At 71.5% G+C, this 14,998-nt stretch carries 16 protein-coding genes; 11 read left to right on the top strand and 5 right to left on the bottom strand.

All coding sequences use genetic code 11. The annotated features are described in order from the left end of the window. Positions 1 to 72: 72 nt before the first annotated feature. From ACZ4YL_RS06475 to ACZ4YL_RS06455, 5 genes are all read left to right on the top strand, one after another. On the top strand, positions 73 to 1,269 hold the full coding sequence (locus tag ACZ4YL_RS06475; RefSeq protein ID WP_468114210.1) for a globin domain-containing protein: 1,197 nt from the start codon (positions 73 to 75) through the stop codon (positions 1,267 to 1,269). 128 nt (positions 1,270 to 1,397) lie between these two features. Then, positions 1,398 to 1,988 carry an N-acetylmuramoyl-L-alanine amidase gene (locus ACZ4YL_RS06470; protein WP_468114208.1) on the top strand — a complete coding sequence of 197 codons (591 nt, stop codon included), beginning with the start codon at positions 1,398 to 1,400 and terminating at the stop codon, positions 1,986 to 1,988. Positions 1,989 to 2,152: 164 nt separating this feature from the next. Further along, positions 2,153 to 3,076, top strand: a complete 924-nt coding sequence (locus ACZ4YL_RS06465; RefSeq protein ID WP_468114206.1) for a MerR family transcriptional regulator — start codon at positions 2,153 to 2,155, stop codon at positions 3,074 to 3,076. Beyond that, positions 3,073 to 3,429, top strand: a complete 357-nt coding sequence (locus ACZ4YL_RS06460) for a PH domain-containing protein (RefSeq protein WP_468114204.1) — start codon at positions 3,073 to 3,075, stop codon at positions 3,427 to 3,429. Before ACZ4YL_RS06465 ends, ACZ4YL_RS06460 begins: the two co-directional genes overlap by 4 nt. A 63-nt stretch (positions 3,430 to 3,492) precedes the next feature. Then, positions 3,493 to 4,401 carry a 1-aminocyclopropane-1-carboxylate deaminase/D-cysteine desulfhydrase gene (locus ACZ4YL_RS06455; protein ID WP_468114203.1) on the top strand — a complete coding sequence of 303 codons (909 nt, stop codon included), beginning with the start codon at positions 3,493 to 3,495 and terminating at the stop codon, positions 4,399 to 4,401. 178 nt (positions 4,402 to 4,579) lie between these two features. On the opposite strand, the gene ACZ4YL_RS06450 is transcribed toward ACZ4YL_RS06455, so the two are convergent. Next, entirely contained in the window at positions 4,580 to 6,160 is a 1,581-nt protein-coding gene (locus ACZ4YL_RS06450; protein ID WP_468114201.1) for a Na+/H+ antiporter, read from the bottom strand. Positions 6,161 to 6,372: 212 nt separating this feature from the next. On the opposite strand from ACZ4YL_RS06450, the gene ACZ4YL_RS06445 reads away from it, so the two are divergent. The 3 genes from ACZ4YL_RS06445 to ACZ4YL_RS06435 all read left to right on the top strand — a co-directional run bounded on the left by ACZ4YL_RS06445 (position 6,373) and on the right by ACZ4YL_RS06435 (position 8,298). Then, positions 6,373 to 6,633 carry a UBP-type zinc finger domain-containing protein gene (locus ACZ4YL_RS06445; RefSeq protein WP_468114199.1) on the top strand — a complete coding sequence of 87 codons (261 nt, stop codon included), beginning with the start codon at positions 6,373 to 6,375 and terminating at the stop codon, positions 6,631 to 6,633. Positions 6,634 to 6,838: 205 nt separating this feature from the next. Continuing rightward, positions 6,839 to 7,252 (top strand): ATP-binding protein, encoded by a 414-nt coding sequence (locus ACZ4YL_RS06440; protein ID WP_030012703.1) that lies wholly within the window; start codon positions 6,839 to 6,841, stop codon positions 7,250 to 7,252. Further along, positions 7,249 to 8,298 (top strand): RNA polymerase sigma factor SigF, encoded by a 1,050-nt coding sequence (locus ACZ4YL_RS06435; RefSeq protein ID WP_468114197.1) that lies wholly within the window; start codon positions 7,249 to 7,251, stop codon positions 8,296 to 8,298. The genes ACZ4YL_RS06440 and ACZ4YL_RS06435 overlap by 4 nt, the downstream gene beginning before the upstream one ends. A gap of 28 nt (positions 8,299 to 8,326) precedes the next feature. Here ACZ4YL_RS06435 and ACZ4YL_RS06430 read toward each other — a convergent pair whose 3' ends face one another. Then, complete coding sequence (locus ACZ4YL_RS06430) at positions 8,327 to 8,782, bottom strand: hypothetical protein (protein WP_468114195.1); 456 nt, start codon at positions 8,780 to 8,782, stop codon at positions 8,327 to 8,329. A gap of 84 nt (positions 8,783 to 8,866) precedes the next feature. On the opposite strand from ACZ4YL_RS06430, the gene ACZ4YL_RS06425 reads away from it, so the two are divergent. Continuing rightward, positions 8,867 to 9,832 carry a diacylglycerol/lipid kinase family protein gene (locus ACZ4YL_RS06425; RefSeq protein WP_030385973.1) on the top strand — a complete coding sequence of 322 codons (966 nt, stop codon included), beginning with the start codon at positions 8,867 to 8,869 and terminating at the stop codon, positions 9,830 to 9,832. Positions 9,833 to 10,156: 324 nt separating this feature from the next. Beyond that, a complete protein-coding gene (locus ACZ4YL_RS06420; protein ID WP_003953983.1) occupies positions 10,157 to 10,414 on the top strand; it encodes a WhiB family transcriptional regulator in 258 nt (85 codons plus the stop codon). Positions 10,415 to 10,564: 150 nt separating this feature from the next. Here ACZ4YL_RS06420 and ACZ4YL_RS06415 read toward each other — a convergent pair whose 3' ends face one another. Beyond that, positions 10,565 to 12,034: a sensor histidine kinase gene (locus tag ACZ4YL_RS06415; RefSeq protein WP_468114192.1), complete on the bottom strand. Its 1,470-nt coding sequence runs from the start codon at positions 12,032 to 12,034 to the stop codon at positions 10,565 to 10,567. A gap of 403 nt (positions 12,035 to 12,437) precedes the next feature. Further along, positions 12,438 to 13,034, bottom strand: coding sequence for a TetR/AcrR family transcriptional regulator (locus tag ACZ4YL_RS06410; RefSeq protein WP_468114190.1), 597 nt, complete (start codon positions 13,032 to 13,034; stop codon positions 12,438 to 12,440). Positions 13,035 to 13,118: 84 nt separating this feature from the next. Here ACZ4YL_RS06410 and ACZ4YL_RS06405 point away from each other — a divergent pair, with 84 nt between their 5' ends. Next, complete coding sequence (locus ACZ4YL_RS06405; protein ID WP_468114188.1) at positions 13,119 to 13,880, top strand: SDR family oxidoreductase; 762 nt, start codon at positions 13,119 to 13,121, stop codon at positions 13,878 to 13,880. 64 nt (positions 13,881 to 13,944) lie between these two features. Here ACZ4YL_RS06405 and ACZ4YL_RS06400 read toward each other — a convergent pair whose 3' ends face one another. Continuing rightward, positions 13,945 to 14,838 (bottom strand): leishmanolysin-related zinc metalloendopeptidase, encoded by an 894-nt coding sequence (locus ACZ4YL_RS06400; RefSeq protein WP_468114186.1) that lies wholly within the window; start codon positions 14,836 to 14,838, stop codon positions 13,945 to 13,947. Positions 14,839 to 14,998 lie beyond the last annotated feature (160 nt).

Below are 14,998 nucleotides of genomic sequence, written 5' to 3'. Positions count from 1 at the left end.
CCTTCTGCGATCAAAAATAAGCATCTTAGATGCAAATTCACACCGTCACGTCCCTCACGCGAGGAGTTCCCCATGCTGTCCGAGAAGTCGAGCGCGACCGTACGAGCCACCCTGCCCGCCGTCGGGGCGGCGATCGGCGACATAGCCGAGCTCTTCTACACCAAGCTCTTCGCGGCCCACCCGGCACTGATCCGCGACCTCTTCAACCGGGGCAACCAGAAGGCCGGCCTCCAGCAGCAGGCCCTCGCGGGCTCCGTCGCCGCCTTCGCCACCCACCTCCTCGCCCACCCGGGCACCCGGCCCGACGCGATGCTCGGCCGCATCGCCCACAGGCACGCCAGCCTCGGCGTCACCCGCGAGCAGTACGCGGTTGTCCACCAGTACCTCTTCGAGGCGATCGCCGAGGTCCTCGGCGAAGCCGTCACCCCCGAGGTCGCCCAGGCCTGGGACGAGGTCTACTGGCTGATGGCGAACGCCCTGATCGCCCTGGAGGAGCGCCTCTACGCCGAGCAGCGGGTCGTCGCCGGTGACGTGTGGCGCGAGTGGACCGTCACCGACCGGGTGGCGGAGACGGCGGACTGCACCACCTTCCGGATCGCCCCCGCCGACGGCGCCCCGGCGCCCGCCCACCGGCCCGGCCAGTACGTCTCGGTCCAGGTCGAACTCCCGGACGGCGCCCGCCAGATCCGCCAGTACAGCCTCACCACCTCCCCGGGCTCCGCAGTCCGCGCGATCACCGTCAAGCGGGTCCACGGCCCGGCCGCCGCGGGCCCCGACGGCGAGGTCTCCAACCACCTGCACGCCCGGGTCCGCACCGGCGACACCCTGCGCGTCTCGGCCCCGTACGGCGACCTGGTCCTGACGGACCCGGCCGCCCCGGTGCTGCTCGCCTCGGCCGGCATCGGCTGCACCCCGATGCTCTCGATGCTGGAGCACCTGGCCGACACCGGGCACACCGCCCCGGTGACCGTGCTGCACGCCGACCGCTCCCCCGCCGACCACCCGCTGCGGGGCGATCACCGGGCACTGACGCACAAGCTCCCCGACGCCTCGGCCCGGTTCTGGTACGAGGAGTCGGCGGAGCCGGGCGACGGCGAGGGCCGCATGGACCTCTCGGCCGTCCCCCTCGCCCCGGGCACCAGGGCCTTCCTGTGCGGACCGCTTCCCTTCATGCGGGCCGTGCGCGAGCAGCTGATCACCAAGGGGCTGCCGGCCGCCGACATCCACTACGAGGCGTTCGGCCCGGACCTGTGGCTCGCATCGGCCTGATCCCTGGCCGGATCGGCTCGCTCACCGTACGAATGCACTAGCCGCGGAAGGGCCGCCTCCACTAAACCGGAGGGTGACGAGACGGGCACAGAGGGTGCCCGCCGCGCACCGCAACGAAGGAGGCGGCCATGGCCGCACCCATGTCCGCGGACCGTTTCATCAACGCACTGCGCAACGAGGGCCTGACCGTCGTCGAAGTCGGCGCCTGGCGCACCCACAACCGCAACCACAAGGGCCCCTGGGGGCCCGTGCACGGGGTGATGATCCACCACACCGTCACCCGCGGCACCCCGTACACGGTCGAGCTCTGCCGGGAGGGCCACAGCGCCCTGCCCGGCCCGCTCTGCCACGGAGTGATCGCCAAGGACGGCCGCGTCCACCTCGTGGGCTACGGCCGCGCCAACCACGCGGGCGCCGGCGACTCCGACGTCCTGGCCGCGGTGATCGCGGAGAAGCGGCTGCCGCCGGACAACGAGACGGACACCGACGGCAACCGCCACTTCTACGGCTTCGAGTGCGAGAACCTCGGCGACGGCGAGGACCCCTGGCCGGCGGTCCAGCTCGACGCCATCGCCCGCGCCTCGGCGGCCGTCTGCCGGATCCACCGCTGGACGGCCCGCTCGGTGATCGGCCACCGCGAATGGCAGCCCGGCAAGGTCGACCCCAGGGGCTTCACGATGGACTCCATGCGCAACCGCATCGCCGAGCGCCTGAAGTAGCCCGCTCACCGCGCGCGGCCCGTCCCCGGAGGACCTCAGGAGGCGGGCCCCGCACCCCAGGGGGCGTCTTGCCGATCAGGCCGCGCCCGGCAGCGGAAATCCCGTGGCCCGAGGGCGCTGCCCCTGGTTGAGTCTCCCGTGGGGGGAGACATGAAGGTGGGGGCATGGACAGCGACACGCTCTACTCCATCGGAGAGCTATCCCGCCGGACGGGCCTGTCGGTGAAGACCGTCCGGTTCTACTCCGACAAGGGCATCGTCCCGCCGGCCGGCCGGAGCCCGGCGGGCTACCGGCTCTACGGCCCCGACGCGCTCGCACGCCTGGACCTGGCCCGCACGCTGCGCGACCTCGGGCTCGATCTGGCGACCGTACGCAAGGTGCTGGACCGGGAGGCATCCGTACCGGACGCCGCGGAAGCCCACGCGAACGCCCTGGACGTGCAGATCCACACGCTCCGCCTGCGCCGGGCAGTGCTCCGCGCGATCGCCGGACGCGGCCCCACCCCCATGGAGATGAACCTCATGCACCGACTCGCCACGCTTTCCCGGGCCGAACAGCACCGCCTGGTGTCCGGCTTCATCGACAGCACCTTCGAAGGCCTCGACACCAACCCCGAGTTCGTGGGCCTGATGCGCTCCGCCGTACCCGAGCTCCCCGACGACCCCACGCCCGAACAGATCGAGGCCTGGGTGGAACTCGCCGGGCTCTTCCAGGACCCGGACTTCCGTGCGGCACTGCGCCGCACGGCCGAGGAGCAGGCGCAGGAGCCTTCCGGGCAGGACGAGGTCGGCGCCCTGCACGAGGCCGTCGACCGGGCGATGCGCGAACGGGTCGGCGAAGCCGTGTCCGCCGGCCTCCTGCCGGCCTCCGCCACCGACGCGCTGGGCGGCTTCTACGTCGACGCCTTCGGGCGGGCCGGCGAAGGCGGCCTGCGCCGCTGGCTCCTCGCCCGTCTGCATGCCACCGCGGACCCGCACACCGAGCGCTACTGGCAGCTCCTGGCCACGGTCGACGGCCGGCCCGCCTCACCCACGCTCGCGCCCGTGCACTCCTGGTTCACCACCGCCTTCGAAGGCGGGTCGCGATGAGGACACGCGAGCTGAGGTTCGGCCTGTACGCGGACGAGCAGGGGCTGGCCTGGGTCGGGCGGCTCGTCGAGGACGCCGTGGGTCCCCGGAGCGCCCGCATCGTCGGCGAGACGGTCATGGACACCTTCCCCGGGAGCGGGCTGTCGACCGCCGACATGTACGACTTCCTCGCGGAACAGTGGGACGTGGAACATCCCGGCCGCAGCAGCGGCGCGCGCCGCCCGGTCGAGCTGCGCGTCCGTCTGGCGTGCTCCCTGCGCACCTGGCGGGCGATCCGCCGGACAGTGATCGCAACCCTCTGCCCGGAGGGCTCGGCCCCGCACAGCTGCCGCGTCCCCTGGATGGCTCGCTGAGGCGGGGACCGGCACCGGGCGTGGACGTGCGGCGGCCCGGGGCGGGCGGTTCACAATGGACGGGTGAACCGCCCCCCGAACGTTGACGTGCTCCTGCAGCCGCGCCCGCCGTCGCCCCTGCAGGAGATCCGCGACGACAGGTTCGGCCGGCACGGCGTACGGCTCCTGCTCAAGCGGGACGACCTCGTGCATCCGGAGCTGCCCGGCAACAAGTGGCGCAAGCTCGCGCCCAACCTGCGCGCGGCCCTGGCCGGCGGCCACGACGGCCTGGTTACCTTCGGCGGGGCGTACTCCAACCACCTGCGGGCCACCGCCGCCGCCGGGCGGCTGCTCGGGCTGCGGACGGTCGGCATCGTGCGCGGGGACGAGCTGGCCGGGCGGCCCTTGAACGACTCGCTCGCGCGGTGCGCCGCCGACGGGATGCGGCTGCACTTCGTGTCCCGGTCGGAGTACCGCCGCAAGGCCGACCCGCAGGAGCTGCCCCGGCTGGTGGAATCGGCGGGCGCGGGCGGAGCGTACGTGGTCCCCGAGGGCGGCAGCAACGCCCTCGCCCTGCACGGCTGCGCCGAACTCGGCCGTGAACTGCGGGGCGCCGCCGACGTGGTGGCGGTGGCCTGCGGTACCGGCGGGACGCTGGCGGGCCTCGCGGCCGGGCTGGCCCCCGGGCAGCGTGCGCTCGGGGTTCCGGTCCTGGCGGGCGGTTTCCTGGCTGCGGAGATACGTTCCCTCCAGGCGGCCGCCTTCGGGGGCCCGGCCGGCGCGTGGACCCTGGCCGAGGACTTCCACCACGGCGGCTACGCCCGGGTCCCGGCCGTGCTGGAGGCCTTCGCCGCCGACTTCGGCTCCCGCCACGGCCTCCCGGTGGAGCGGATCTACGTGGCCAAGCTGCTCTGGGCCCTGACGGAGCTCACCGCGGCCGGCGCCTTCCCGCACGGCACGGTCCTGGCCGCGGTGATCACCGGCCGGCCGTGACCCGCCGAGCGCGCGGGCAGCCCACCCGGGCCACCTCCTGCAGGGCCCGCGAAGCCCCGCGCGCAGCGCCGCACCCGGCACCCCCGCCGCTGCGCGGAGCCGGTCCCTGCCCCGCCCTTGCACCGTTTCCCGGAGCTCCGCCCCGGACCCCGCGCCTCGAACGCCGGCAAGACACCCCTCAGGTCTCCTCGCGGTAGGCCGCGGCCTCCTCCAGGTCCAGCCTGCGCAGCAGCGCCCGCAGCATCTCGTCGTCGATCCGCCGCTGGTCCCGCAGCGTCACGAAGACCTCCCGTTCGGCCGCGATCATCTCCCGCGCGAGCCGCCGGTAGACATCGTCCGCCGACTCGCCCGTCTCCGGGTTGACCTCGCCCAGCCGCTCCCACACCGCGTTGCGCCGGCGTTCCAAGACCGTCCGCAGCCGGTCCGCCAGCGGCGGCGGCAGCGTGCTGTTCTCCGGTTCCTCCAGCAGCTCCGCCAGCCGCTCCTCGGCCGCCCGCGAGGCCTCGCTCTGCGCCTGCGCCTCCGCCAGGGTCTCGGCCTGCACGTCCTTCGGCGGCAGCTTCAGCGCCCGGATCAGCGGCGGCAGCGTCAGCCCCTGCACCACCAGGGTCCCGATGACCGTGGTGAAGGTCAGGAAGAGGATCAGGTTCCGGTGCGGCACCGACATCGGCACGGAGAACGCGATGGCCAGCGAGACCACGCCCCGCATCCCGGCCCATCCCACGATCACCGGGGCCTTCCAGTCGGTCTCCGGCTCCCGGTCCCGGATCCGCGGCGACATCCAGCGGGGCACGAAGGTCGCCGGGAACACCCACAGGAACCGGGCCGCCACCACCGCGAGGAACACGGCGATCGCGTACCAGGCCGCGTGCGCGCCGTCGTACTCGCCCAGCCCCTTGAGGACCACCGGCAGCTGGAGCCCGATCAGTGCGAAGACCACCGACTCCAGCACGAAGGCGACCACCCTCCACACCGCCTCCTCCTGGAGCCGGGTGGCGAAGTCGACCTGCCAGTTCCGGTGCCCGAGGTACAGCGCGACCACGACCACCGCCAGCACCCCGGAGGCGTGCACCCGCTCGGCGGCCGCGTACGCCACGAAGGGGATCAGCAGCGACAGGGTGTTCTGGAGCAGGGGTTCCCTCAGCCGCGTGCGCAGGTGGTGGATCGGCACCATCAGCAGCAGGCCCACGGCGATGCCGCCGACCGAGGCCAGCAGGAACTCCTCGATCCCGCCCGCCCAGCCGGCGCTCACCCCGACCGCCGCCGCCAGCGCCACCTTGTAGGCGGTGATCGCGGTGGCGTCGTTGACCAGGGACTCGCCCTGCAGGATGGTCGTGATCCGGTTCGGCAGCCGGAGCTTGCGGGCGATCGCGGTGGCGGCGACGGCGTCGGGAGGTGCGATCACCGCGCCCAGCACCAGCGCCACCGGCACGGTGAGCCCCGGCACCAGCAGGTACGCCGCGTACCCGACGGCGAGCGTCGCGAAGAGCACGTAGCCCACCGAGAGCATCGCGATGGGCCGGATGTTCGCGCGCAGGTCCAGGTACGAGCTGTCCACGGCGGCCGTGTACAGCAGCGGCGGGAGCAGCAACGGCAGCACGATGTGCGGGTCGAGCGTGTAGGCGGGCACCCCCGGCACGTAGCCGGCCAGCAGACCGGCGGCGACCAGCAGCAGCGGCGCCGGCACCGGGGTCCGGCGGGCCACCCCCGCGACGGCCGCGCTGCCGGCGATCAGCGCCACCAGCGGCAATACCTCCATCGAAGATCCACCTCAATCGTCGGCCGCTCGCCCCGAACGCGCGGGCTTGGCCGAGGAGATCCCCATGACTCGCACGGCGGGAACGTATTCTGTACGAGATCAAGCTCCGGTCAAAGCGTGACGCATCGACACTCCGCTGCATCTCAGCTCCGGCCCGTGCGCGCGGTTCGCCCCGAGACTGAAGGCCGGGGTTCCGGTACAAGGAGAATGCGATGAGCGAGTGCACCCACGTTGCCGAACTGCCGCGTCCCGAACCGGTGCCCTCCCACGACACCTGCCCCGAATGCCTGGCCCTCGGCAGCCACCCCGTGCAGCTGCGGATGTGCCTGGTGTGCGGGCAGGTGGCCTGCTGTGATTCCTCGCCCCACCGGCACGCCACGGCGCACCACCAGGAGACCGGGCATCCGGTGATGCGGAGCTTCGAACCGGGTGAGACCTGGCGCTGGTGTTTTGTCGACGGTTCGATCGTCTGAAGCGGGGTAGTTCAACCCTCCGCCGGTTCCCCTGATTTGGGCCCCGCAGACCCCTAGCCACTGTGCGTACCCATGGGCTTACCATCAGTCACTGGCTCGCAGGCGGGGTGCTCGAAGCGGGCACCAAGAGGGGTGCCGCGACACGATCGCCCGGATCGCGATAGCGTCACCGGCGAACAGAGCTCGTACCACCTTGGAGGTGAGGGTGTCCCAGATCGCAGGCGAGCCCGGGACTCAGGACTTCGTGGAAGTCCGGCTGCCCGCTGCGGGTGCCTACCTGTCGGTGCTGCGGACGGCCACGGCCGGTCTCGCGGCACGCTTGGACTTCACCCTCGACGAGATCGAGGACCTCCGCATCGCGGTGGACGAGGCCTGCGCGATCCTGCTCCAGCAGGCCGTGCCGGGCTCCGTCCTCAGTTGCGTGTTCCGGCTGATCGACGATTCGCTGGAGGTGACCGTCTCGGCGCCGACCACCGACGGGCGCGCACCGGAGCGTGACACGTTCGCGTGGACGGTCCTGTCGGCGCTGGCCGGCAAGGTCGAGGCCACGGTCGAGGAGAACCGGACGGTGAGCATCAGCCTCTACAAACAGCGCGGCGCGGGACCAGGCCCGGCGTGAGCGGCGGGGAGATCCCGGTGCGGGGCGGGGATCGGCCCCGGGTACGGCACGAGGTCGACGGCGGCATCCCGGAGCAGCAGCACGCCCGGCCGCACCCGGCTGACGCGGATGCGGAAGACGGCTTTTTGGACTCGGCGGAGCGACGGGCGGGCCCTATGAGCGAGAACCAGCAGGAACAACCACAACCATCCCAGCCGGCCGGCACGGGAGCCGAGGCCGAGGCCACGGCCCCCGTGGTGCCCCCGGTAGCGCCGGTGCCGGTGTTCCCGGTGACCCCGGCGCTGCCGGATCCGCGCGACCGCAGCGGCGCGCGGGCCCTGTTCATCGAGCTGCGGGCGCTGCCCGACGGGTCGGTGGAGAAGGCCGAGCTGCGCAACCGGCTGGTACGGATGCACCTGCCGCTGGTGGAACACCTGGCGCGGCGCTTCCGCAACCGCGGTGAGCCGCTCGACGACCTGACCCAGGTCGCGACGATCGGCCTCATCAAATCCGTGGACCGGTTCGACCCGGACCGCGGGGTCGAGTTCTCCACGTACGCCACGCCCACGGTGGTCGGCGAGATCAAGCGCCACTTCCGTGACAAGGGCTGGGCGGTGCGGGTGCCGCGTCGCCTGCAGGAGCTGCGGCTCTCGCTGACGACGGCCACGGCCGAACTGTCCCAGCAGCACGGCCGCTCCCCGACGGTGCACGAACTGGCCGAGCGGCTGGGGATCTCCGAGGAGGAGGTGCTGGAGGGGCTGGAATCGGCCAATGCCTACAGCACGCTCTCCCTCGACGTTCCGGACACCGACGACGAGTCGCCGGCGGTCGCGGACACCCTGGGCGCGGAGGACGAGGCCCTGGAGGGCGTCGAGTACCGCGAGTCCCTCAAGCCGCTGCTGGAGGGCCTGCCGCCGCGGGAGAAGCGGATCCTGCTGCTTCGTTTCTTCGGCAACATGACCCAGTCGCAGATCGCCCAGGAGGTCGGCATCTCCCAGATGCACGTCTCCCGGCTGCTGGCCCGCACGCTGGCCCAGCTCCGCGAGAAGCTCCTCGTCGAGGAGTAGGCGGGCGGAGGAAGAACCGGACGACCGGTTATCGGGCCTGTTCCCCGGGCCCGATACCCAGCGCCTCGGTCGCCGTCGGATTCACCAGGAGCGCCACGACGGCCACCGCGGCCACGGCCAGCGCGACGGCGGCGGCGATCATCGCGCCGCCGGTGCTGTAGAGGGTCCAGGCCACCGGCAGTGCCATCAGCTGGGTGATCAGGGCCGGGCCGCGGCTCCAGCGGCGGCCCAGGCGCAGCCCGCGGGCCGCGACCAGCGGCAGCGCGGCGAGCGCGAGCAGGGTGATCCCGCCCGTCTCGGCCTGCTGCGGGGAGTCGGGGTCACCGGCGATCCCCACGAACAGCATGTAGAGCCCGAGGCCGGCCAGCGCCAGGCCCTCCAGGGCGGTGAGCGCGGCGGCCGCGGTCAGCCGGCCGGGCAGCGCGGCGGTCGGGACGGCGGCGGGGGCGGGGGCGGGGGCGTTCGCGGGCTGCTTCTTACTCACTCCAGCAGGGTAGCGGCGCGCTCCGGACCCCGGAGGGGACGGGCAGTAGGGTCCGCCTGTGCAGGGGTGGGTAGTCTGGCGCTCATGCGTGCACTTCTCGTGGCCAACCCAGCAGCGACGACCACCAGTGCGCGCACGCGCGATGTCCTGACCCACGCCCTGGCCAGCGAGATGAAGCTGGAGGCGGTCACCACCGAGTACCGCGGGCACGCCCGGGACCTGGGGCGCAAGGCCGCGCACGAGGGGCTCGACCTCGTCGTCGCCCTCGGTGGCGACGGCACGGTCAACGAGGTGGTCAACGGGCTCCTGCACAACGGGCCCGATCCTGAGCGGCTGCCGCGGCTGGCGGTGGTTCCCGGCGGCTCCACCAATGTGTTCGCGCGCGCCCTGGGACTGCCCAACGACGCGGTCGAGGCGACCGGCGCCCTGCTGGACGCGCTGCGGGAGCAGCGCGAGCGGACGGTGGGTCTGGGCCTGGCGGCCGGCACCCCGGGCACGGAGGACGAGTCGGTCCCGGCCCGCTGGTTCACGTTCTGTGCGGGTTTCGGCTTCGACGCGGGCGTGGTGGGCCGGGTGGAGCAGCAGCGCGAGCGCGGCAAGCGTTCGACGCACGCCCTGTATGTGCGACAGCTGATGCGCCAGTTCTGGGAGGAACCGAACCGGCGTCACGGCACGGTCACGCTGGAGCGCCCCGGCGCGGACCCGGTGACCGATCTGGTGCTGTCGATAGTGTGCAATACGTCACCGTGGACGTATCTGGGGAATCGTCCGCTTTACGCCTCCCCCGAAGCCTCGTTCGATACTGCGCTTGACGTATTGGCACTGAACCGTTTGTCAACTCCGGCGGTCGCGCGGTACGCGACACAGCTCCTGACCTCCACTCCTGAGCGGGGTCCGCACGGCAAGCACGCGGTGTCTCTGCACGATCTGACCGACTTCACCTTGCATTCGAAGGTTCCGCTTCCCTTCCAGATGGACGGCGATCACCTCGGACTGCGGACCAGCGTTCGGTTCACAGGCGTACGCCGTGCACTGCGTGTGATTGTGTGAGTGGAAGGGCCCGGAGGCCTTTCACTCGAACGTTTACACGTCGGTCCACCCTCACGATGTAGGGCTGTGACCTAGTAGACACCGACGAATCAAAAAAAACTTTCCGGAAGGGGTTGTATCCCCGTCCGAGGTTTGCGAATCTCTTCATGGCGATCGGGACAGCCCGCAACACCCGGCACCCACACAGACCGCCAGAACCCCTCCACGAATCTCTGACTGATCACCCGCGTGAAACCGGGTGGTCGCGCTTCCCTCACGGGGGGATTCGTGAAAGCGTTCACATTCACAAGCAACTTGCCCGCAATACAAGGAGATGGAGCAGCCATGGACTGGCGTCACAACGCCGTTTGTCGTGAGGAAGACCCGGAACTCTTCTTCCCCATCGGCAACACCGGTCCTGCGCTGCTGCAGATCGAGGAAGCCAAGGCCGTCTGCCGCCGTTGCCCCGTCATGGAGCAGTGCCTGCAGTGGGCGCTCGAGTCCGGTCAGGACTCCGGCGTCTGGGGCGGTCTCAGCGAGGACGAGCGCCGCGCCATGAAGCGCCGCGCCGCTCGCAACCGGGCGCGCAACGCCAGCGCCTGACAACGACTTTCGAGCCTCGACGCGCAGCGCGTAGTAACCGAACAAGCGCTCAGCACCGTGCTCTTGAGCCCCGGACCGAATCATTCGGTCCGGGGCTCAGTGCTGTGCGGGGCGCGACGCAGGGCGTCACGCTGAGTCACAACTCGGCTGCTACTTCTGCGGGCTGGACGGGATGTCGAGGACGACCTTGGTGCCGCGCGGCTCGGCCCGGAGCATGTCGAACGTGCCGCCGAGCTCCCCCTCCACGAGGGTCCGTACGATCTGCAGCCCGAGGTTGCCGGCCCGCTGGGGGTCGAACCCCTCGGGCAGGCCGCTGCCGTCGTCGAGCACGGTGATCAGCAGCCGGCCGTCGGTGCGACCGGTTCCGGTGCGGATCGCGGCCACTTCCACGGTGCCCCGCTCCCCCTGGGTGAAGGCGTGCTCCAGGGCGTTCTGCAGGATCTCGGTCAGCACCATCGACAGCGGTGTGGCGACCTCCGCGTCCAGGATCCCGAACCTGCCGGTGCGTCGGCAGTCGACCTTGCCGGGTGAGATCTCCGAGACCATCGCGATGACGCGGTCGGCGATCTCGTCGAACTCGACCCGCTCGTCGAGGTTCTGAGACAGCGTCTCGTGCACGATCGCGATCGATCCGACACGGCGCACGGCCTCGTTCAGCGCCTCGCGGCCCTGTGGGGAATCCATCCGGCGGGACTGGAGCCGCAACAGTGCGGCCACGGTCTGGAGGTTGTTCTTCACCCGGTGGTGGATCTCCCGGATGGTCGCGTCCTTGGTGATCAATTCACGTTCGCGACGACGCAGTTCCGTCACGTCGCGGCACAGCACCAGGGAGCCGATCCGGGTGCCCTTCGGCTTGAGCGGGATGGCGCGCAGCTGGATGACCCCGCTGCTGCCCTCGACCTCGGTCTCCCGGGGGGCCCAGCCACTGGCGAGTTTGACCAGGGCCTCGTCCACCGGTCCGCGGGAGGGTGCGAGTTCGGCGGTGGTGTTGCCCAGGTGCTGGCCGACGAGGTCGGAGGCGAGGCCGAGCCGGTGGTAGGCGGAGAGCGCATTCGGCGAGGCGTAGGTGACCACGCCCTCGGCGTCGAGCCGGATGAGGCCGTCCCCGACGCGCGGGGAGGCGTCCATGTCGACCTGCTGGCCGGGGTACGGGAAGGAGCCCGCCGCGATCATCTGGGCGAGGTCGGAGGCGGACTGGAGGTAGGTCAGCTCCAGCCGGCTCGGTGTACGCACAGTGAGCAGATTGGTGTTGCGCGCGATCACGCCCAGGACCCGGCCCTCGCGGCGGACGGGGATCGACTCGACGCGGACCGGCACCTCCTCGCGCCACTCGGGGTCGCCCTCGCGCACGATCCGGCCCTCGTCGAGCGCGGCGTCCAGCAGCGGGCGGCGGCCGCGCGGCACCAGGTGGCCGACCATGTCGTCCTGGTACGAGGTGGGGCCGGTGTTCGGGCGCATCTGGGCGACCGAGACGTACCGCGTGCCGTCGAGGGTGGGCACCCACAGCACGAGGTCGGCGAAGGACAGGTCGGAGAGCAGCTGCCACTCCGAGACCAGCAGGTGGAGCCACTCCAGGTCGGTTTCTCCGAGAGCGGTGTGCTGGCGTACGAGGTCGTTCATGGAGGGCACCTTGCGAGCGTACCCCGGGTACGTGCCATGACTTTCCCCACGGCGGTACTCAGGAGTATCCAAGCGGGGCGCGGGCCGCGTACTGTTGGAGGAAGTGACGGGTTTCCAGGCCCTGTCATTGGATGGACAGAACAGAATGGTCTAGTCCACAATTGATTTCAGAACCTCCGCCCTCCCCGCACAGGAGGACGGATCGAGGTAAGCCGCGCGCTCTGCCCTGACCGCGCAGGCACCTCCACCGGCCGTCGGGAACCGCACACCTGTCGGCCGTAAGTACTCCGGGCTACGGTGCCGGGCGGGTCGAGGGTCCCGTCCTGCACCGTGGCCCAGAGGAACTCCTCCGCGTGGACGCGCAGGGTGCACTCCGGGCGGACGCCCCGGACCCCCCGGCCGGTCAGGCCGCGGGCCAGGCCAGCAGGGCCCGCTCGGCCACCGCCTCCAGCTCTTCCCGGCTCGCCCCGTCGCGCGACTGCTGGGACATCCCCTGAAGCACCGCTCCGGCGTACCGCGCCAGCGCCCGCGCGTCCGTGTCCGCGGGCAGCACGCCCGCGGCCATGTCGGCCCGGATCCGGCTCTCGAACATCACCAGGTTGGCGTTGCGGCGCTCGCGCAGCGCCTGCGCCACCTCGTCCGAGGTGGTGTTGATCGCGGCGCTGATCACCATGCAGCCCGGCGGATGGGCCGGGTCGGTGTAGACGTCGGCGGCCTCGCGCAGGATGCGGGCGACGGCCGCCCGGGCGGTGGGCTCCTCGGCGAGCGCCACGCTCGCGAAGTCCCCGTACCGGCCGCCGTACACCACCACGACCTCGTCGAAGAGCTTGCGCTTGTCGCCGAAGGCCGCGTAGAGGCTGGGCGCGCTGATGCCGAGCGAGGCGGTCAGGTCGGCGATGGAGGTCGCCTCGTAGCCGCGCTCCCAGAAGGCGAGCATCGCCTTGTCGAGGGCGGCGTCGCGGTCGAAGGAACGGGGCCTGCCGCGCTGTCCGGTCACCATGCCCGCATTCTATAGCGGTCGCTAGGAAATCTGGTACGTTCATTTCTGTAGCGACCACTAGCGATTACCGGAGGGGGGCGCGTCATGGGCGTGCTCAAGGGGAAGACGGCATTGGTCACCGGCGGCAGCCGGGGCATCGGACGGGCCGTGGCCGAGCGGCTGGCGCGGGACGGGGCACTTGTCGCGGTGCACTACGGACGCGACCGGGCGGCGGCGAAGGAGACGGTCGAGGCGATCGGGGCGGCCGGCGGACGGGCCTTCGCCATCGGGGCCGAGCTGGGCATCCCCGGCGACGCGCAGGCCCTGTGGGCCGCCTACGCGGCCTATCCCGACCACACCGAGGGCGTGGACATCCTGGTCAACAACGCCGGGGCGGCGGCCTTCGCGGGGATCGGGGACACGGACGAGGAGATGTACGACCGGGCGCACGCGCTCAACGCCAAGGCGCCGTTCTTCGTGATCAAGTACGGGCTGGAGCGGCTGCGCGACGGGGGCCGGATCGTGAACGTGACCGGCACCCCGGACATCGCCCTGCCCGCCATCCTGGCCACGGTCATGGCCAAGGGCGCCGCGAACGCGCTGACCCGGTCGCTGGCCGCCGAGCTGGCTCCGCGCGGGATCACCGTGAACTCGGTCGGCCCCGGCATCACCGAGACCGACCTCAACGCGGACCTCCTCGCGGACGGGGCGACCCGGGCCCACCTGGCCGCCCGCTCCGTCTTCCACCGGGTGGGCACGGCCCAGGAGGTCGCCGACGTGGTGGCCTTCCTGGCCTCGCCGGACTCCCGTTGGGTGACGGGCCAGCACCTGGACGCGACGGGCGGCCTGCAGCTCGCGCTGATCTAGAGGGGTGTCGTGGCGATCAGGCCGGGCTCGCGGGGGCCGGCCCGATCGACAGGACACGCACGCCCTAGGGCCGGTCGGCGGGGATGCCGCTGGGGACGGTCGGGAGCATGACGCCCCTCGGAGCCGCGGCCTCCGCGCCGCCGGCCATCGCGATGACGAAGGGGTCGGGGAGTTCATAGGGCTCCGCGGCATCGAGGTCGACCTGGTAGCCGAGGTCCCCGAGGCTCGCCGCGGTCAGCCTGCTCAGGGGGTTGCCGGGGCCCCCGATGGTCGGCGACATCAACTCGTTGCCGAAGACCCGCTCCCGCCAGTGGCCGCCCGCGCTTCCCGCGCCGCCGACGTTCGCAACCGGTACGGGGGTGGGCTGCCCGACCCCGATGAGCTCGCCGAACTCCTTCATGGCGCCGGGACCGACGAAGGTGGGGTTGGGGCCGGGGAAGTCCTTCAGCAGACCGAAGACGCCCCAGATCGTCCCGATCCCCAGCACATGGCCCATCTCGTGCGTGATGACGTCGAGCAGCGAGCCGTCGTCCTCCATCTGCCCCAGGTCTGCCTTGTCGAACCGCATGATGCCCGTGGCGGGGAGGCGCGCTCCGGTGACCGCCGTCTCACGCCGGAAGCGGATCGGCCCCGCCTCCCCGAGCGTGCCGAAGACCCCGTCGATCGCCACGCCTTCGGCGTCGATCAAGAGGTCGTCGATGACGACGTCGCCGGTGAAGTCGCGAAGGATCGCGGTCTCCAGGTCGCCGACGATGACCTTGGCCCAGCGTTCGGCGGCCTGCGCGAAGACGTCCCGCTGGCCACTCGTCAGCCCCCCGATGAACCGCACCTCGATCTGGAACGGGGAGGTGGTCGCGGCGAGCAGCTCGGCGCGACCGGCATCCGCGACAGCTCTATAGGTCTCGAAGGCGTAGCTGGTGTGCCTGCCCATGACGACCACTCCAATCGCATATACCATGATTTACCTATATAAACCACCGTAGAGGAGAATGGAGTTGTAGACAGGACAACCAAGAAGTTGAAGGTTCTCCCGACCCTTCAGCCCCTCCGACCCCTCCCGACCCTCCCGACCGCAGGGGAGGCCGGGACCCCGGAATCCTCATCGCGACGGATGGCGG

It is taken from the genome of Streptomyces sp. NPDC030021 (assembly GCF_055574035.1).
The sequence above is the reverse complement of the archived record's forward strand: the minus strand, read 5'-3'. Positions and strand labels throughout refer to the sequence as shown.